The following is a 17,172-nucleotide window of genomic DNA, read 5'->3' on the forward strand; positions in this document are numbered from 1 at the left end:
GTCGGCGAGGATGGGTGTCGCAGACAGCACATCTCCGCGGGTCGACCTGCCGGTCACTCAGCGGGCAAGATGAAACACCCACGGCTTTCGTCCGGCCGGGTCCTCTGGAGGCGTGACGTGTCCGATTTCAAGCCGGGTCTCGAAGGCGTCATCGCATTCGAGACCCAGATCGCCGAGCCGGACAAGGCCGGCGGTTCGCTGCGTTACCGAGGCGTCGACATCGAGGATCTGATCGGCCAGGTGTCCTTCGGTAACGTCTGGGCGCTGCTCGTCGACGGTCGTTTCGGCCCCGGGCTGCCGCCGGCCGAGCCGTTCCCGGTGCCGGTGCACTCCGGCGACATCCGCGTCGACGTGCAGTCGGCCGTCGCCATGCTGGCGCCGTACTGGGGGCTCGGCCAGCTGCTCGACATCGACGAGGAGCAGACCCGCGCCGACCTGGCCCGGGTCTCGGTCACGGCGCTGTCGTTCGTGGCGCAGGCCGCCCGCGGGCTGGGCCTGCCGGCCGTGCCGCAGAAGGACATCGACAAGGCGCAGACGATCGTCGAGCGGTTCATGAAGCGCTGGCGCGGCGAGCCAGACCCCCGGCACGTCAAGGCGGTGGACGCCTACTTCATCTCGGCGGCCGAGCACGGCCTCAACGCGTCCACGTTCACCTCCCGCATCGTCGCCTCCACCGGCGCGGACGCCGCGGCCTGCATCTCCTCCGGCATCGGCGCCCTCTCCGGCCCGCTGCACGGCGGCGCCCCGTCCCGGGTGCTGCACATGATCGAGGGCGTCGAGCGCAGCGGCGACGCGGAGGGCTACGTCAAGGGCGTGCTCGACCGCGGCGAGCGGCTGATGGGCTTCGGCCACCGTGTCTACCGCGCTGAGGACCCGCGCGCCCGCGTGCTGCGGCGCACGGCCAAGGAGCTCGGCGCGCCGCGCTTCGAGGTGGCCGAGGCGCTGGAGCGGGCCGCGCTCGCCGAGCTGCAGGCGCGCAAGCCCGACCGGGTGCTGATGACCAATGTCGAGTTCTGGTCCGCCGTCGTGCTCGACTTCGCCGAGGTGCCGTCGCACATGTTCACCTCGATGTTCACCTGCGCCAGGGTGGCGGGCTGGAGCGCGCACATCCTGGAGCAGAAGAAGCTCGGTCGCATCGTGCGCCCGAGCGCTCTCTACGTGGGACCGGAACCACGCAAGCCCCAGGAAGTGGAGGGCTGGGACGCGGTCCCGCATAATCTGTAACGGCTGATCCACCCGCTGGAAGGACCCCCCGTGGCTGACCCGATCCGGATTCCCGACGACCTCAAGCCCGTCGACGGGCGGTTCGGCTCCGGCCCGAGCAAGGTCCGCCCGGAGGGCGTCGACGCGTTGTCCCGGGTGTCCCGGACCCTCATGGGCACGTCGCACCGGCAGAAGACGGTGAAGGACCAGGTCGCGCGGCTGCGCGCCGGCATCGCCGAGTTCTTCTCCGCGCCGGACGGCTACGAGGTGATCATCTCGAACGGCGGCACCAGCGCGTTCTGGGAGACGGCGGCGTTCGGGCTGATCCGCGACAAGGCCCAGTTCGCCGAGTTCGGCGAGTTCGGCGCCAAGTTCGTCAAGGCGGTCCGGGACGCGCCGTTCCTCGCCGAGCCGACCGTGCACAAGGCGCCGGGCGGCAGCGCGGCCTACCTGACGGCCGAGGCCGGCGTCGACGCCTACGCGAGCGTGCACAACGAGACGTCGACCGGCGTCGCCGTGCCGGTGCGGCGGGTCGCGGGCGCCGACCCGGGTGCCCTGCTGCTGACCGACGCGACCTCGGGCGGCGGCAGCCTCGAGGTCGACCTGGCCGAGACCGACGTCTACTACCTCGCGCCGCAGAAGGCGTTCGGTTCGGACGGCGGCCTGTGGATCGCGCTGATGTCGCCGGCCGCCATCGAGCGCGCCCACGAGGTCAAGGCCTCGGGCCGCTACATCCCGCAGTTCCTCGACCTCGTCACGGCGATCGAGCAGTCCCGCCTCGAGCAGACCTACAACACGCCGGCCCTGGCGACGGTGTTCCTAGCCGCCGAGCAGGTCGACTGGATGAACGCGCAGGGCGGCCTGGGCTGGGCGGCGAAGCGCAGCCGGGAGAGCGCCGAGGCGATCTACGGCTGGGCGGACCGCTCCGCGGTGGCGGCACCGTTCGTGACCGACCCGGCCCTGCGGTCGAACGCGGTGGCGACGATCGACTTCGCCGAGAGCGTGGACGCGGCGGCGCTCGCCAAGGTGCTCCGCGCCAACGGCATCGTGGACACCGAGCCCTACCGCAAGCTGGGTCGTAACCAGCTGCGCGTCGCGCTCTACCCGACCGTGGACCCGGCCGACGTCGAGGCGCTGACGCGCTGCATTGATTACGTCATTCATAAGTTCTGAACGATCCCGCGATGCCGCCCGTACTGACGGGCGGCATTGTCGGAGGACTCGGGAGGAACGATGGCTCGGACGGGAATCGACACCTCGATCCTGCACAAGGGGGCGCACAGCGCCTCTTACTTCGATCTTTCCCGAAGCATGAACGAGGGCGCGGAGATCGTTGACTTCTGCATCCCGTGCAACCCGTACTTCCCCACCCCGGAGATGTTCGACGAGCTGTCCCGGGACCTGAAAAACATCCTTAAGTACTACCCGAGCGACTCCGGCAGCATCACCAACAAGCTGGCCAGCGTGCTGGGCCTGCACCCGCAGACCGTTGCAATGGCCAACGGCTCCACCGAGCTGATCACCTGGATCGACCATCTCCTGATCAAGGAGAGCATCGCGATCCCGATCCCGACGTTCGGCCGGTGGACCGACCAGCCGCTGGAGACCGGCAAGCGGGTCGACATGTTCCCGTTGCAGGAGCGCGACGGCTTCCGGCTCAACCTCGACGACTACGTCCGGTTCATCCGCGACCGCGGCTCCCGGGTCGCCGTAGTCTGCAACGTCAACAACCCGGACGGCGGCTACCTGGCCCGCCGGGACGTCATCCGCTTCATGGACGCGCTGGGCGACCTCGACCTGGTCGTCATCGACGAGTCGTTCATCGACTTCTCCGACGCGGAGCAGTATCCGTCGGTCGGGCCCGACGCGGTCATCCGGCCGAACGCGGTCGTCCTCAAGAGCCTGGGCAAGAACTTCGGCCTGCACGGGATCCGCTTCGGCTACCTGATGGCCAACCCCGCGATCGCCGGCAAGATCGGCAAGGCGCTGCCGAAGTGGAACCTCAACTCGCTCGCCGAGAAGGTCGTCTACATGATCCAGGAGCACGACGACGAGTACGAGGACAGCCTGCGCCTGCTCTGCCGGGACCGCCGCACGATGGCCGGCGAGCTGGCCCGCATCCCGGCGCTGACCGTCTTCCCGTCGCAGGGCAACTTCATCCTGGTCAAGCTGCCGACCGAGTGGTCCGGCGTGGCCCTGCGCGACTACCTGGTCGCCAACCACGGCGTCTACACCCGCGAGTGCGGCAACAAGCTCGGCATGACCAGCCAGTTCATGCGCCTCGTCGTACGGCCCGCGCGCGACGTGGACCGGCTCATCGACGGCATGCTCGACTACGGCCGGCAGTTCCGCACCCGGCCCGCGTACGAGGAGGAGCCGCTGGAGACCGGCCGGCGCTGGAGCAGCACGGTGGATGAGGAGCCGGACAACCTGATCCAGTACCCGTCGCACCGCACCACTGAGTACGCCGCGCGCCGCGCGGTCAACGGCTAGACGTTCCGGACCATGACTATCTCGTCGTGATCCAGTTCGCCCGTCTCGACGAAGCCCGCGGATGTGTACAGGCCGCGGGCCACGGAGTTCGACGGCACCACGCTGAGCCGGACCCGGCCGACCCCGCGTTCCCGCACGATCCACTCGACGGCGGCCTCGAGCGCCTGGCGGCCGAGCCCACGGCCCTGGAACTGGCGGCCGATCATCAGGCGCACGATGCAGTGGCCCTCGGCGGGCCGGTCCTTGTCGACGGGGTGGAAGAGCACGAAGCCGACCAGTTCCTCGCCGGCGTAGACCGCCCGCGGCTCGGCGTCGGGATACACGTAGGTCTCGGCGATGCCGCGTACGTTGGGCGCGACGAAGTCGCTCTGCTCGGGCAGGACCTCCAGCTTGGTGACGGCCTGGAAGTTCTCCTCGGTGATCGGGCGCAGCTCGACGGTCATGCCGCCTTTCTAGGGCGGCGGCACCCGGGGCGCAACGCCTGCGGGGCGGTGACTTCCACTGCGAAGATCATCTTCGCAGGTCAATGACTTTGACGGCGTGGCTTACCACCATCGGGTGACCGAGGCGCGTACCGTGTTCCGAAACGCGCCCGGGTGGCTGACTCTCGGGAGCACAGGCCAGCGACGGGACGGAGGCAACGCATGCGGCCGGTACGCTTCGTGGCCCTCTCCGAGGACGGTCAGGCCCTGGTGCTCGCCGACGAGGTCGGCAGGCTCCTGGCGCTCCCGATCGACGACCGGATCAGCGGCGCGCTGCACACCGACGGCGCTCCCCACCCGATCGGCACGGCCGTCGCGGTGGCCAATGCCGAGGTGATGGCGTCGCTGTCCCCTCGCGACATCCAGGCGAGGATCCGCTCCGGCGAGTCCGCCGAGGACGTCGCCCGCGTGGCCGGCGTCCCGGTCGACCGCGTGCTGCGCTACGCGGGCCCGGTGCTGCAGGAGCGGGCCATGCTGGCCCAGCACGCGCGCCGCACCCGCCTCAAGACCTCCGACTCCGGCGCACCGCTGGCCGAGGTCGTCGACTGCCGGCTCGCCCAGCACGGAATAGACACAGAGAAGATCTCCTGGGACGCGTTCCGCCGCGAGGACGGCACCTGGCGCATCGTCGCCACGTGGCCGTCCGGCAAGGCGACCGCCCAGGCGATGTGGGACCTCGACAAGGGCCGCCAGGTCGTGTCTCCGCACGACGACATGGCGCAGTACCTCTGCGCCGAGCGGCCGACGCAGATCCTCGGCCAGGAGCCGGTCCCCGAGCGCACCCCGCACGAGCGCGGCGGCCACGGCCTGCCGGGCCCGTCGCGCATCACCGAGTCCGGCCGGGCCGGCCGGGGCCTGCCGGCGGCAGACTCGCCGCGGCCGACCCGCGACCCGATCCGGGCCGGGCGGGACGCGCTGCTGGCGTCGCTGGACCGCCCGCTCGGCCAGGGTTCGGGCCGTGGCCTGGAGCCGGCCGCCGCACACGAGGCCCGCCGGCCGGTGGCCGGCGGTGCTGCCGCGCTGCTCAGCGGCGGGCCGGGTTCCGCCTTCGACGACGACGCCGACCTGCCGAAAGAGGTTCCGGCGGTGCCGAGCCTGGCGGTGCTGCGGCCGCGGCGCACGGTCGGCCAGGCGACCGGCGGCGACCAGTCGGAGTCCGAGGAGACCGCGAAGCCGCGCAAGCGCCTCCCGAGCTGGGACGACGTCCTGTTCGGTGGCGGACCGGCGGCCCGCGAAAGCTCGTAGCTACCAGGTCCTCAGCTGCGTGTAGCCCTCGTTCGGATCGCTGCGGACGAGGGCTATCTCGTGCAGCGTCCAGGACGGGCCGCGATAGCCGACGAGCGCTCGGCGAACCGCGGCGTCCTGCGTGTAGGCGACCGTGAGGTGCGGGGTGAAGGCACGATCATCGTGCGGCAGCCCGGCGGCCTCCAGCCTCTCGTGCACCTGCGCGTGCAGCGGGCCCAGTTCTCCGTCGACGGCGGCCCACAGCACCGTCGACCTGTCCCGGCCGAACTGACCGCCGCCGCGCAGGCGAAGCTCGAGGCCCTTCGGCACCGTGACCGCGTCGAGGGCACGTTCGACGTCGGGGAGCCGTTCGGCGGGAACCTCGCCGAGGAAGGCCAGCGTCACATGCCACTTGTCGATGGCGGTCAGCCGTACCTCCCCCCGGTGGCGGCGCGGCAGGCCAGGCGACACCGGACGGTCGTCGCCCGGCGCCGCGAACGGCCGGCCGTAGCCGTCGGCCACACCGGATGGACGGCCGCCGCTGTCCGGCGCGACGGTCAGTCGCCTATGTAGATCCCGGCGTACGTCGTCCGGCGGAAAGACCGCCACAAAGAGTCGCACGCCGGGAACTGTAGAGGCGGCCGCCGATCCGCGCATCCTCGGCTTCCCGCCGGCGCGTGTCAGCGTGCTCGTAGCCGCAGGCCGGCCGCGTGCAGCAGCCCCTCGATGCGCACCCGCTCGATCTCGCGGTCCATCCCCTCGAGCTGGTCGAGGTACTCCTCCACGCCCAGGCATCGGCTGGCCAGTGCGAGCCGGTGGTCGTAGGCGCGCATGACGGCGGCCAGCCATGCAGCGGAGTCGGTGGTGGGCGCCCGGCACCGTTGCCGGTCCAGCCGCCGGAGCTCGGCGACCAACTCGTCGATGCTCTGCTCGTGGTCGGACGGCCGGATCTCCGGGTCCCCGGCGGCCAGCTCGCGTTCGAGGCTGCGCAGGGCACGGACCTCCCGCCGGCCGTTCCGGGTCCACGTGCGACGGGCGACCAACTCGTCCGCACAGACGACGATCGCCACGGCACATGGCAGACACAGCAGCGCCAGCAGCGCCGCCACCAGCCCGACTATGTGCGTAATTGCCACGGCTTGACGCTAAGGCCTCGCCCTGGCGCGCGGAGAGAGCCGTTCGGAGGAGGCGGTCTGCCAGAGATTGCCGCCCGCCGGCGTCAGCCAATCTGGCGGTCGCGTCCGGCGAGGTAACCGGCGATCATCTGCGGCACCATCAACAGCGCCATGACGGCGAGCGGCACCTCCCAACTGCCGTTGCGCTCGTAGAGCGCGCCGACCACGATCGGACCGGGTATGGCGAGCAGGTAGCCGGTGCTCTGCGCGAAGGCGGAGAGCCGGACCACTGTGGCCGCGTTGCGGCCGCGCAGCGCGATCATGGTCAGGACCAGAGGGAACGAGCAGTTGGCGACGCCGAGCAGCACCGCGAACAGCCAGGGTGCGGCGGCCGGATCGACCCAGAGCCCGGCGTAGCCGGCGAGGCCGAAGAGTCCGATCACGACGGCGACCCCGCTCTGCGTGCGCAGGCGGCCGGCAGCCGCGGAGAGCGCGAAGGAGAGCGGCACGCCCAGCAGGGCGGTCACGGAGAAGAGCAGGCCCGCGGTGTCCGCCGGGAGGCCGGCGTCGCGGAAGACCTGCGGCAGCCAACCCATGATCACGTACGCGGCGGTCGATTGCAGCCCGAAGTAGACGGCCAGCGCCCAGGCGATGGGACTTCGCGTCAGCGGCGACCCGGCGCCGGCGACCGCGATGCCCGAGCTGGGCGCGTCGCCCCGCGGCCCGGCGCCGGCGACCCCGATGCCCGAGCCCGGGCCGGGTGCATCGCCCCGCGTGCCGGCGGGCGCCTCCGACGAGCCGCGGTCACGGGCCAGCAGCGCCCAGGCGGGCAGGGCGGCGGCCGCGACCAGCGCCCACACGCCGATCCCGAGCCGCCAGTCGCCGCCGAACGCCCCGGTCAACGGCACGGTCACCGCCGCCGCCGTGGAGGCGCCGAGGTTGAGCGCCACCGAGTAGAGCCCGGTCATCGCGCCCACCCGATCCGGGAAGCGCTGCTTCACCACGACCGGAAGCAGGACGTTCGCGAGGGCTATGCCCGCGAGCGCCAGCGCGGTCAGCGCGATGAACGAGGCCGTACCCCCGGCGAACGGCCGCACGGCGAGGCCCACCACAAGCGCAACGGTCCCGAGGGCGATCGCGCCGCCGGTACCCCAGCGCCGGGCGAGCCGCGGCGCGGCGAAACCGACAAGCGCGAAGCACACCGCGGGCACCGACGTGAGCAGCCCGGCCACCGCGGCGCTCATGCCGAGGCCGGCACGGACCTCCTCCAGCACCGGCCCGAGGCTGGTGACGGCCGGTCGCAGGTTGAACGCGGCCAGCACCAGGCCGGCGACCGCGAGGAACCGGATCCGTCCGCTCGTGCGCGAGTCGCTACTGGTGATCGCCATGACCCCATCATAGAATCATGGGATGAATCTGGGTCCAGTCCCCCGTGGCGCGTCTCTCTCCGACCAGGTGATCGCCCGCCTACGCCACCAGATCACCTCGGGCGCGTGGCCGGTCGGCTCCCGGATCCCCACGGAGCCCGAGCTGGTGACCCAGCTGGGGGTCGCCCGCAACACGGTCCGGGAGGCCGTCCGGGCGCTCGCGCACAACGGCCTGCTCGACATCCGCCAGGGCTCGGGCACCTGGGTGGTCGCGACAAGCGAGCTGGCCGGGGTGATGCAGCGCCGCTTCGCCACCGCGGACCCCGGGCACGTCACCGAGCTGCGCGGCACGCTGGAGGCCGCCGCGTCCGGCTTCGCGGCCCGCCGCCGCACCGACGAGGACCTGCGGCTGCTCGACCGGCTGCTGGCGCGGCGGGAGCGGGCCTGGGCGTCCGGCGACCGCGACGCCTTCGTCGACGCCGACTCGGCCTTCCACCTGGCGGTCGTCGCGGCCTCGCACAACGAGGTCCTGGTCGAGCTGTACGCGGACCTGGGCCAGGTCATCCGCGACTCGCTGCGGGAGCACGTCGGCGCCGAGCTGCGCCCCGAGGACTACCTGGACCACGCCCGGCTGCTGGAGGCCATCCGCGCCGGCGACCCGGCCGCGGCGACCGCCGAGGCGGTGGCACACACCGGGAGCTGCGAGGTCACCCGCTGACGTCAGGCGGCGATGGTGCGCGCCGGCTCGACCGGGGCAGGCGGCACCGGCTCGACGACGGGCTCGTCCTCCGCGGTCCGAACCAGGGTCAGGCCCGGCCGCGACCCGCCACGCAGCGACAGCCGGTCGCCGCTGGTGCGCAGCTGCCACACCAGCGCCGTCGCCGCGGCCACTAGGGAGAACACCCCGGCCGTCCAGATGCTCGACGGCACCCCGAAGTGCTCGCCCCACCAGCCCGCCAGCGACGCCCCGATCGGCGTCGTGCCGAGGAAGACCAGGACGTAGAGGGACATCACCCGGCCCCGGTACGCGGAGTGCACGCCCATCTGGACCCGGTGGTTCGCCGCCTGCGCCAGGTAGATCGAGAAGAACCCCGTCGGCACCAGCAGGATCATCGCCACGATGAAGTTCGGTGCGAAGCCGACCGCCACCTCGAAGGCGCCGAAGGCCAGCGCCGCGCCCAGGACCACGTACACGCCGGGGCGGCTCCTGCGACCGCTGCCCGCCAGCGCGCCACCCAGCGCGCCCGCCGCCAGGGCCGTGGTCAGCAGCCCGAACGACGAGGGGCCGGCATGGAAGTTGATCTTTGCCAGCGCGGCCAGGGTGACCGGGAAGTTGAAGCCGATCATGCCGATCGCGGCCATCAGCACGATGGGAAGCAGCAGGTCGTGCCGCTTCCAGACGTACTTGAGACCGTCGACGATCCGGGTGTCCCCCGCGGACGGCCGGGCCATGGAGCGGTGCAGGTCGAGCGGGCGCATGCTGAGGTAGCTGAAGATCGGAGCGATCGAGAGCACCGTGGCGATCAGGAACACCGGACCGGTCTGGAACAGCGCCAGCGCCACACCGGCCAGCGCCGGGCCGCCGATCCGCGCCGTGTTGAACGTCGCCGCGGACAGGGCGAGCGCGTTCGGCAGCAGCGGCAGCTCGACGAGTTCCGAGACGAACGCCTGCCGTACCGGGGTCTCGAACGCGTTCGCCACGCCGAGCAGCAGGGCGAAGAGGAACACGTGCCAGAGCACGACGATGCCGCTGGCCACCAGGATCGCGAAGAGGATCGCGGTGACGGCGAAGGCGGTGTTCGCCATCACCAGCAGCTTGCGCTTGTCGAAGCGGTCGGCCAGCTTGCCGCTCCACAGCGTCAGCAGCAGGACGGGGAGGAACTGCAGCGCGGTGACGATGCCGAGCGCGCCCGGCGAGTTGCCGGAGAGGTCGAGCACGAGCCAGTCCTGCGCGGTGAACATCATCCACACACCGACGAGCTTCACCAGCTGACCGGTGGCGAACAGCCGGTAGTTACGGACCTGCAGGGACCGGAATGTCGTACTCAGCACTGCCCGCACTCGGGTTGCGCCTCCTCCTGGGGTCGTACGCGTCATCGAGGTGTGACGGAACGACCTTGGGCGGGGACGCTCAGTTGCGGGCGACCTGCTGCAGGATCTGCGCGGCCCGCTCGAGCGTGTCGCGTTCGTCCGGGGTGAGCTCGGCCAGTTGCAGCGCGAGCCACTCGTTGCGCGCCTTCTCGAACTGGGCGTAGACGACCCGGCCCTGCTCGGTCGCGGCCAGGATGACCTGACGACGATCGGTCGGGTGGGGCGTACGCGCGACCAGTCCCAGATCCTCCAGCTTCCCGACGATCTTGGTCATCGTCGGCGGCTGGACCCGTTCGACGTCGGCCAGTTCCCGCGGTGTCATCGCGCCGGCCAGTTGGAGGCTGGTCAGCGCCGAGAGCTGGCTGAACGTGAGATCACCGACCGCGCGGGCCTGCCGAAGCCGCCGATTGAGCCGGGTGATCGATTCGCGCAGCGAAATGGCCAGTTGCTCGGCTGTTACCCGCTCCGCCACCGACCGCTCCATCACGTTTCTTAGCTTAGCTAATGAGCTTGGCTAACGACATCGCCTACGCCTATGACCGTAGTCACCGGGCACGGTAACGCACCCGGCGACCACGGTCGCACGACGTCAGATAAGGGACTCCAACGGCCCACGGAGGAAGTACAGGACGAAGAGCGCGGCTACGCCGTACAGCAGCGGGTGCACCTCGCGCGCCTTGCCGAGGGCGAGCTTGATCACCACGTACGAGATGACGCCCGCGCCGATGCCGTTGGAGATCGAGTAGGTGAACGGCATGATCGTGATCGCCAGGAACGCCGGGATCGCGATCTCGTAGTCGGTCCAGTCGATCTGCCGGACCGCCGTCATCATCAGGAACCCGACCACCACCAGCGCCACCGACGCCGCCTCGAACGGCACGATCACGACCAGCGGCGCCAGGAACATCGCGAGCAGGAAGAGCACGCCGGTGACCAGGTTTGCCACGCCGGTGCGCGCGCCCTCGGCCACACCTGAGGCGCTCTCGATGTACGACGTGTTGCTCGAGACGCTGGCCGCGCCGCCGGCGGCCGCCGCGATCGAGTCGACCAGCAGGATCTCCCGGGTGCGCGGCGGCATGCCCTCGTCGTCCAGCAGGCCGCCCTCCTGACCGACGGCGACCATGGTGCCCATCGTGTCGAAGAAGTCGGTGATCAGCAGCGTGAAGACGAACATGATGACGACGAGCACGCCGGCCCGGCCCCACGAGTCGAACACGTTGAACTGGCCGAGCAGCGACAGGTCCGGACTGTCCACGATCTTGTCCGGCAGCGCCGGCACGTTCAGCGACCAGCCGCTCGGGTTCGGCTTGCCGTCGACGAACGACGGGCCCACCTTCGCGATCGCCTCCACGATGATCGCCAGCACGGTGGTGGACAGGATGCCGATCAGGATCGCGCCCTTGACCTTGCGCACGAAGAGCACCAGCGTCAGCAGCAGGCCGAGGACGAAGACCAGCGCGGGCCAGCCGGTCAGCTTGCCGCCGATGCCCAGCTCGACCGGAACGGTCGTGCCGGCGGCGTCGGGGATGCGCCGCACGAAGCCCGCGTCGACCAGGCCGATGATCATGAGGAACAGTCCGATGCCGACACCGATCGCCGTCTTGAGCTGCGTCGGCACGGCCTGGAAGACCGCGGTGCGCAGCCCGGTCAGCACCAGGACGGCGATGATGACGCCCTCGATGACCACCAGGCCCATCGCGTCGGCCCAGGTCATCTCCGGGGCGATCTCGTACGCCACCACCGCGTTCACGCCGAGGCCGGCCGCCAGCGCCAGCGGGAACCGGGCGACGACACCCATCAGGATCGTCATCACGCCGGCCACCAGCGCCGTGCCGGCCGCGAGCGCCGCGATGGGCAGCTTGCCGCCGACCGCGTCCACTCCCGCACCGAGGATCAGGGGGTTGAGCACCACGATGTAGGCCATCGTGAAGAAGGTGGCGAAACCACCCCGTAGCTCCCGGCCGACGGTCGAGCCGCGGGCCGAGATCTCAAAGAATCGATCAAAAGCGTTCTTGGGGGTACGCCCGGAGGAGTCAGCATCCGTTCCGGCAGCAGCAGTGGACATTCGCGCCCTTCCGCAGGACCAACAGGGGTCGATGGGCGCATCAAAGCAGAACCCTGACCTCGGCAAAAGATCAGAACTGTTACAACCGTCACGAGCTCACACGGACGATCTCCACGGACGTAGTCTGATGCTCGTGGCCGAGAAGTCCCCCGCACCGCACGAGCGGCACCCGCACGGCCTCGAGGCGGTGACGGGCACCAAGCCGCGGCCCGAGCCGCTGGATCCGCCGATGGTGCCGTTCGCGCTCGCCGGCATAGCCGCCTTCGCGGTCGCCGGGGTGGTCCTGCTGCTCCTGGACGCGCCGGACAGCTGGCTCTGGACCTGCCTGGCGGGCCTGCTGTGCGGGATCCCCGGCCTGCTCACGATGCTGCGCCACGACGCCAACCGGCGCCGGCGCCGCGCACTGACCCACCCCGAGTTCAAGGTGGCGGAGACCGCCTAGGACCCGCCCTAGCTGTGGCCGTAGGGCTCCGCGGGCTCGCCGGCCTCGACCGAGCCGTGCGCGCGGCTGACCGCCACCGCCTCGACCTCGCTGTCGTCGTAGATCGTCGGAAGCTCCTCGACCGGCTGCTCCGTCGCGCCGACCAGCGCCTCGGAGTGCGCGCCGCAGCCGTGGTCGGCGCTGACGGCCTTGGCGTCGTCGGGGGCGTAGAGGTTGCCGCAGACGCCGAACATGGTGCGCATCGAACCGGCCAGCGGCAGGTAGAAGCCGCAGGTGCCACAGCGGGCGTTGCGCGGCGCGGCCGTCGAGATCGGCGCCTCGGGGCCGGCATCGCCGTCGTACCACCGCTGCGCGGTCTCGGACCGGCCCTCGCGGGACAGCACCCGGGACCGGCCGAGGCCGAGCTCCCAGGAGACGTCCTCCACCGCGGAGTCGTCGCTGAGCACGTAGCCGGGCGCCAGCCGTTCGTCGTCCGGAGCGGTCGCCATGAGGTCGCCGACGCCCAGGTCGCCGGGCTGGACCCGCTCGTTCCACGGCAGCCAGCCGGGCGCGAGCAGCGCATCCGGCCCGGGCAGCAGCACGGTCTCGCAGATGGTGACGTGCCGGGAGCGCGGCACCCGGGTCACCGTGACCGCCCAGCGCCAGCCCTTGTAGCCGGCCAGGTGGCTCTCGAAGAAGTGGGTCACGACCCGGTCGCCCTCGGCCACCGCCTCGAGGTGGTCGCCGATGTCGCCCGGCTCCACTTCGGTGATGGCGCCGCGCGCGATTCCGACGGCATCGGCACAGACCTGGTCGAGTCGGGCGGCGCGCACTGCGGTCCTGGTCGTCACGTCGCCATTGTCCCCCACGCATGCGGCGGCGGCGCAGCGACTCCCCCAGATCTCCGCCCCGTGAGGGGACGGAAGTCGCCTCGATGAGACAGGATGGGGCGATGCCGTTGCTTCCCACCGTCGGACGTACCGTCGGCACCGGCGTCAAGGCGCTCCGGATGCTGGTGCGAGGTTCCGTGCGCGGCAGCGCCTGGGCGACCCGCCGGGTCGGCGACGCCCGGGCCCGCGGCGCGGCCAACGAGGTCGGCATGGTCCGGCTCTTCGACCTGCACGCACTCTCCTGCGCCGGCGACACGCTCATCGCGATCGGCCTGGCCGGCACGATCTTCTTCAACGTGCCGCTGGGCGAGGCGCGCAGCAAGGTTGCGCTCTACCTGTTGATCACCATGGTGCCGTTCGCCCTGCTGGCACCGGTCGCGGGGCCGCTACTCGACCATTTCCGGCACGGCCGCCGGTACGCCCTCGCGGCGACCATGCTGGGCCGAGCCTTCCTGGCGTACGTGATCTCGGACAACCTGCTGGGCTGGGGCCTCTATCCGGCGGCCTTCGGCGTCCTGGCGCTCTCCCGGGCATACGGCGTGGCCCGCTCGGCGGCCGTGCCCCGGCTGCTGCCCGAGGGCATCGGCCTGTCCCAGGTCGGTGCCCGCGCGAGCGTCTACGGCACGTTCGCGGGCGCGGTCGTCGCGCCGATCGGGCTGGCCGCGTTCTGGTTCGGTCCGCAGTGGTCGCTGCGGGTCGCGTCGTTGATCTTCCTGATCGGCATGGTGATCTCGCTGCGGCTGCCGCCGCGGGCCGACTCCGATCCGCCGGAGGCCGTGCCCCGGCCGTTCCGCACGATGCTGCGCCTGCGCCGCGGCAACGACCGCCCGCTCTCCGGCCGGCTGGTGATCGCCACCCTGGTCGGCAGCGCCAGCTTCCGCTGCCTGTACGGCTTCCTGCTGCTCTACTTCGCGTTCGCGGTCAAGGCGGGAGCGCTCGACACCTCGTTCTTCGGCCGCGACGTCGGCAGCCAGGGCGCGGTGGCGCTGGTCGGTGGCGCGCTGGCGGTCGGCACCTTCCTGGCGACCGCGGTCGGCACCCGGCTGCGCATCCGCCGCCCGCTGGCGCTCCAGTCGAGCGGCCTGACCATCACCGCGGGCGTTGCCGTCCTGGCCGCGATCTTCTTCACCCTGCCGATGGTGGCGCTCCTGTCGCTGGTGGCCGCGATCTTCAGCGGCATCTCGAAGCTGACGGTCGACGCCAGCATCCAGGAGCGGGTGCCGGAGCGCCTGCGGGCCAGCGCCTTCGCGCACTCCGAGACCGTGCTGATGATCGCCTGGGTGATCGGCGGCGCGGTCGGCATCATCCCGCTGAACGGCCGCCTCGGCGTCTCGATCGCGGCGGCCTTCGCGGTGGCCGCGGCGGTGCGCGGCACGATCATGGCGGGCCGCCTGCACTCCGAACGCCTGCACGGCCGTCCGGACGCGACGATCGACGAGCCGGCGCCGGAGGACGGACCGGAGTCCGGCGCCGCGGCGGTGCCGACGTCTCCGGCGCCGGCCGGGGCGGCCAGAACGCCGCGGCCGAGGTCGTCCCCGGGCGGGCCGGCCGCACCGCCCGCGGACCTGCCCGTGTCCGGATCGGAGCCGCCCGCCGCCGAGGGCGGCGCCACGACGCCGAAGCGCCGCTTCTTCTCCCGGTCCGGCGCGGGCAGGCGGGCGGCCACCCCGCCGCCGGCACCGCCGGAGCCGGCACCCGCCGCGGAGCCCAGCCCCGCCCGGGCCGCAACGACCGGTCCGGGCCGGACCCCGGCCGGGCAGCCCCGGTCCCCGAAGGACGACGCGGCCCCGCCCGGATTCCACATCTACCGGCCGTCGTCGGCGGCCAACGGCAACGGCTCCCGTCCCGACGAGGCCGGCCAGTGACACCGGCGCCCTCGCGCCTGCTGATCGTCACCGCCGTCGCCGCCGAGGCGGATGCCGTGCGGGCCGGCGCCGACCCGGCCACCGCCGAGGTTGCGGCCGTCGGCGTGGGCCCGGCCGCGGCGGCCGCCGGCACGGCGCGGCTCCTGGCGCTCGCCGAGGCAGCGGGGCGGCCGTACCGGGGTGTCGTCAGCGCCGGCATCGCCGGTGGTTTCCCGGGCCGCGCGCAGGTCGGCGCGACCGTCCTCGCCGCCCGCACGATCGCCGCCGATCTGGGCGCGGAATCACCGGACGGCTTCATCCCGGTGGCGGACCTGGGCTTCGGCACCAGCGTCGTGGACGCCGACCCGACCCTGCTCAAGGCCCTGTCCGAGGCCCTGCCCCACGCAATCGTCGGCGACATCCTCACGCTCGCCACGGTCACCGGCACGGCCGGCACCGCGGCGGCCCTGCTGGCCCGCCACCCGGACGCCGTCGCCGAGGCGATGGAGGGCTACGGCGTGGCCAGCGCCGCGCAGACCGCCGCGGTCCCCTTCGCCGAACTGCGCACGATCTCCAACCCGATCGGCCCGCGCGACCGGGCCGCCTGGCGCCTCGGCGAGGCGTTCTCCGCGCTCACCGCGGCCGCCCGGGCGGCCTGTGGATAACCCTGTGGACGGCCGTGTTGCGGCAGGCGAGGTGTGGCGATACAGACACGATTCGTTGCGGGTGTCGCGGCGCCCGCGTCGTTACGGTGAGGGGCGTGGCGCTCTCTCTGGCGGTTTCGCCCTGCCCCAATGACACGTTCGTCTTCCACGCTCTCGTGCACGGCCTCGTCCCCGGCGCCGAACCGGTGCGGCTGACGTTCGCGGACGTGGACGTGACAAACACCGCGGCCGTTGGCGGCGGGTTCGACCTGGTCAAGGTCAGCTATGCCGCCCTGCCCTGGCTCCTCGACGACTACGACCTGCTGCCCTGCGGCGGCGCGCTGGGCCGTGGCTGCGGCCCGCTGGTGGTGACCCGTGGCGACGGCAGCCACGCCGACGGCGACCTGACCGGCGCGACCGTGGCCGTGCCCGGCGACCGCACGACGGCATACCTGCTGTTCCGCCTCTGGTCGGCGAAGCACCCGCCGGCCCGCATCGAGGTCGTGCCGTTCCACCAGATCATGCCGGGGGTGGCAGCGGGGCGTTACGACGCCGGCCTGGTCATCCACGAGGCCCGCTTCACCTACCAGCGCCACGGCCTGACCGCGCTCGTCGATCTCGGCGAGTGGTGGGAGGGCGACACCGGCCTGCCGATCCCGCTGGGCGCGATCCTGGCGCGCAAGGGCGCGGTCGACCCGGCCGAGGCGACGGAGTGGATCCGCAAGTCGGTGAGCATGGCGTGGGCCAACCCCGCCGCGAGCCGCGAATTCGTGCTGGCCAACGCCCAGGAGATGGAGCCCGACGTGGTCGCGCAGCACATCGGGCTCTACGTCAACGAGTTCACCCTCGAGCTGGGCGCGGAAGGCTACGCCGCCGCCGACGCCCTGCTCGGACGTGCGGCGGCGGCGGGAATCACGCCTGCGGTCAAGCCGCTGGAGCCCTAGACCTCGAGCTCGCGGGCGACCGCGTGGACCAGCTGCGCGATCTTCTGCGCCGTGCGCTTGTCGGGGTAGCGACCGCGGCGCAGGTCCGGCTGGATCTTCGCCTCGATCACCTTGATCATGTCTTCCACCATGCCGTGCAGCTCGTCGGCCGGCCGCCGGCGCAGCTCGACCATGGACGGCGGCGCGTCGAGGACCTTCACGCCCATCGCCTGCGCGCCCTTGCGGCTGTCCACCACGCCGAACTCCAGCCGCTGACCGGCCTTCAGGTCGGCGGTCCCGGTGGGCAGGGCGCCCTTGGGCAGGAACACGTCCCCACCCTCGTCACTGGTGACGAACCCGAAACCCTTCGCCGCGTCGTACCACTTCACTCGACCCGTGGGCACCGCTGA

At 71.9% G+C, this 17,172-nt stretch carries 18 protein-coding genes; 9 read left to right on the forward strand and 9 right to left on the reverse strand.

The window, feature by feature from the left end; all coding sequences use genetic code 11:
- Window positions 1-117: 117 nt before the first annotated feature.
- Genes AB0B58_RS14315 through AB0B58_RS14325 form a run of 3 tightly spaced genes read left to right on the forward strand, consistent with a single transcriptional unit; the run spans window position 118 to window position 3,696 of the window.
- Window positions 118-1,224 carry a citrate synthase 2 gene (locus AB0B58_RS14315; RefSeq protein WP_360223030.1) on the forward strand — a complete coding sequence of 369 codons (1,107 nt, stop codon included), beginning with the start codon at window positions 118-120 and terminating at the stop codon, window positions 1,222-1,224.
- Window positions 1,225-1,254: 30 nt separating this feature from the next.
- A complete protein-coding gene (serC, locus tag AB0B58_RS14320) occupies window positions 1,255-2,376 on the forward strand; it encodes a phosphoserine transaminase (protein WP_360223033.1) in 1,122 nt (373 codons plus the stop codon).
- A 60-nt stretch (window positions 2,377-2,436) separates the two neighbouring features.
- Window positions 2,437-3,696, forward strand: coding sequence for a histidinol-phosphate transaminase (locus AB0B58_RS14325; RefSeq protein ID WP_360223036.1), 1,260 nt, complete (start codon window positions 2,437-2,439; stop codon window positions 3,694-3,696).
- Here AB0B58_RS14325 and AB0B58_RS14330 read toward each other — a convergent pair.
- Window positions 3,693-4,139 carry a GNAT family N-acetyltransferase gene (locus AB0B58_RS14330; protein ID WP_360223039.1) on the reverse strand — a complete coding sequence of 149 codons (447 nt, stop codon included), beginning with the start codon at window positions 4,137-4,139 and terminating at the stop codon, window positions 3,693-3,695. The two genes, AB0B58_RS14325 and AB0B58_RS14330, sit on opposite strands and share 4 nt — an antisense overlap.
- Window positions 4,140-4,340: 201 nt before the next feature.
- Here AB0B58_RS14330 and sepH point away from each other — a divergent pair, with 201 nt between their 5' ends.
- Window positions 4,341-5,423 (forward strand): septation protein SepH, encoded by a 1,083-nt coding sequence (sepH, locus tag AB0B58_RS14335; protein WP_360223042.1) that lies wholly within the window; start codon window positions 4,341-4,343, stop codon window positions 5,421-5,423.
- On the opposite strand, the gene thpR is transcribed toward sepH, so the two are convergent.
- From thpR to AB0B58_RS14350, 3 genes are all read right to left on the reverse strand, one after another.
- Window positions 5,424-6,023 carry an RNA 2',3'-cyclic phosphodiesterase gene (gene thpR / locus AB0B58_RS14340; protein WP_360223045.1) on the reverse strand — a complete coding sequence of 200 codons (600 nt, stop codon included), beginning with the start codon at window positions 6,021-6,023 and terminating at the stop codon, window positions 5,424-5,426.
- Between the two features lie 59 nt (window positions 6,024-6,082).
- Window positions 6,083-6,538, reverse strand: coding sequence for a hypothetical protein (locus AB0B58_RS14345; protein ID WP_360223048.1), 456 nt, complete (start codon window positions 6,536-6,538; stop codon window positions 6,083-6,085).
- An 83-nt stretch (window positions 6,539-6,621) separates the two neighbouring features.
- Window positions 6,622-7,905, reverse strand: coding sequence for an MFS transporter (locus AB0B58_RS14350; RefSeq protein ID WP_360223051.1), 1,284 nt, complete (start codon window positions 7,903-7,905; stop codon window positions 6,622-6,624).
- A 22-nt stretch (window positions 7,906-7,927) separates the two neighbouring features.
- Here AB0B58_RS14350 and AB0B58_RS14355 point away from each other — a divergent pair, with 22 nt between their 5' ends.
- Window positions 7,928-8,602 (forward strand): FadR/GntR family transcriptional regulator, encoded by a 675-nt coding sequence (locus tag AB0B58_RS14355; protein WP_360223054.1) that lies wholly within the window; start codon window positions 7,928-7,930, stop codon window positions 8,600-8,602.
- Window positions 8,603-8,604: 2 nt separating this feature from the next.
- On the opposite strand, the gene AB0B58_RS14360 is transcribed toward AB0B58_RS14355, so the two are convergent.
- From AB0B58_RS14360 to AB0B58_RS14370, 3 genes are all read right to left on the reverse strand, one after another.
- Window positions 8,605-9,945 carry an MFS transporter gene (locus tag AB0B58_RS14360; protein ID WP_360223057.1) on the reverse strand — a complete coding sequence of 447 codons (1,341 nt, stop codon included), beginning with the start codon at window positions 9,943-9,945 and terminating at the stop codon, window positions 8,605-8,607.
- A gap of 70 nt (window positions 9,946-10,015) precedes the next feature.
- Window positions 10,016-10,462 (reverse strand): MarR family transcriptional regulator, encoded by a 447-nt coding sequence (locus AB0B58_RS14365; protein ID WP_360223060.1) that lies wholly within the window; start codon window positions 10,460-10,462, stop codon window positions 10,016-10,018.
- A 102-nt stretch (window positions 10,463-10,564) separates the two neighbouring features.
- Window positions 10,565-12,040, reverse strand: coding sequence for an NCS2 family permease (locus AB0B58_RS14370; protein ID WP_360223063.1), 1,476 nt, complete (start codon window positions 12,038-12,040; stop codon window positions 10,565-10,567).
- Window positions 12,041-12,269: 229 nt separating this feature from the next.
- Here AB0B58_RS14370 and AB0B58_RS14375 point away from each other — a divergent pair, with 229 nt between their 5' ends.
- Complete coding sequence (locus AB0B58_RS14375) at window positions 12,270-12,482, forward strand: DUF2530 domain-containing protein (RefSeq protein WP_360223666.1); 213 nt, start codon at window positions 12,270-12,272, stop codon at window positions 12,480-12,482.
- 8 nt (window positions 12,483-12,490) lie between these two features.
- Here AB0B58_RS14375 and AB0B58_RS14380 read toward each other — a convergent pair whose 3' ends face one another.
- Entirely contained in the window at window positions 12,491-13,312 is an 822-nt protein-coding gene (locus AB0B58_RS14380) for a DUF3027 domain-containing protein (protein WP_360223065.1), read from the reverse strand.
- Window positions 13,313-13,413: 101 nt separating this feature from the next.
- On the opposite strand from AB0B58_RS14380, the gene AB0B58_RS14385 reads away from it, so the two are divergent.
- The 3 genes from AB0B58_RS14385 (at window position 13,414) to AB0B58_RS14395 (ending at window position 16,783) form a co-directional block, all read left to right on the forward strand.
- The gene (locus AB0B58_RS14385; protein ID WP_360223067.1) at window positions 13,414-15,216 is read left to right on the forward strand and encodes an MFS transporter; all 1,803 of its coding nucleotides are present in this window, start codon (window positions 13,414-13,416) and stop codon (window positions 15,214-15,216) included.
- The gene (locus AB0B58_RS14390; RefSeq protein ID WP_360223070.1) at window positions 15,213-15,860 is read left to right on the forward strand and encodes a futalosine hydrolase; all 648 of its coding nucleotides are present in this window, start codon (window positions 15,213-15,215) and stop codon (window positions 15,858-15,860) included. Before AB0B58_RS14385 ends, AB0B58_RS14390 begins: the two co-directional genes overlap by 4 nt.
- Window positions 15,861-15,955: 95 nt before the next feature.
- Window positions 15,956-16,783 carry a 1,4-dihydroxy-6-naphthoate synthase gene (locus AB0B58_RS14395; protein WP_360223073.1) on the forward strand — a complete coding sequence of 276 codons (828 nt, stop codon included), beginning with the start codon at window positions 15,956-15,958 and terminating at the stop codon, window positions 16,781-16,783.
- Here the strand turns inward: AB0B58_RS14395 and AB0B58_RS14400 are convergent.
- Window positions 16,780-17,166 (reverse strand): cold-shock protein, encoded by a 387-nt coding sequence (locus AB0B58_RS14400; protein WP_184997984.1) that lies wholly within the window; start codon window positions 17,164-17,166, stop codon window positions 16,780-16,782. The genes AB0B58_RS14395 and AB0B58_RS14400 overlap by 4 nt on opposite strands.
- Between the last annotated feature and the right edge of the window lie 6 nt (window positions 17,167-17,172).

The sequence above is a fragment of the Actinoplanes sp. NPDC049118 genome (assembly GCF_040648555.1).
Lineage (GTDB): Bacteria > Actinomycetota > Actinomycetes > Mycobacteriales > Micromonosporaceae > Actinoplanes.

Excerpts from the sequence above, each read along its gene's own strand:
- AB0B58_RS14325 (WP_360223036.1), top strand. The coding sequence starts at position 2,437 with ATGGCTCGGACGGGAATCGACACCTCGATCCTGCACAAGGGGGCGCAC.
- AB0B58_RS14330 (WP_360223039.1), bottom strand. The coding sequence starts at position 4,139 with ATGACCGTCGAGCTGCGCCCGATCACCGAGGAGAACTTCCAGGCCGTC.
- sepH (WP_360223042.1), top strand. The coding sequence starts at position 4,341 with ATGCGGCCGGTACGCTTCGTGGCCCTCTCCGAGGACGGTCAGGCCCTG.
- AB0B58_RS14350 (WP_360223051.1), bottom strand. The coding sequence starts at position 7,905 with ATGGCGATCACCAGTAGCGACTCGCGCACGAGCGGACGGATCCGGTTC.
- AB0B58_RS14355 (WP_360223054.1), top strand. The coding sequence starts at position 7,928 with ATGAATCTGGGTCCAGTCCCCCGTGGCGCGTCTCTCTCCGACCAGGTG.
- AB0B58_RS14370 (WP_360223063.1), bottom strand. The coding sequence starts at position 12,040 with ATGTCCACTGCTGCTGCCGGAACGGATGCTGACTCCTCCGGGCGTACC.
- AB0B58_RS14375 (WP_360223666.1), top strand. The coding sequence starts at position 12,270 with ATGGTGCCGTTCGCGCTCGCCGGCATAGCCGCCTTCGCGGTCGCCGGG.
- AB0B58_RS14385 (WP_360223067.1), top strand. The coding sequence starts at position 13,414 with ATGCCGTTGCTTCCCACCGTCGGACGTACCGTCGGCACCGGCGTCAAG.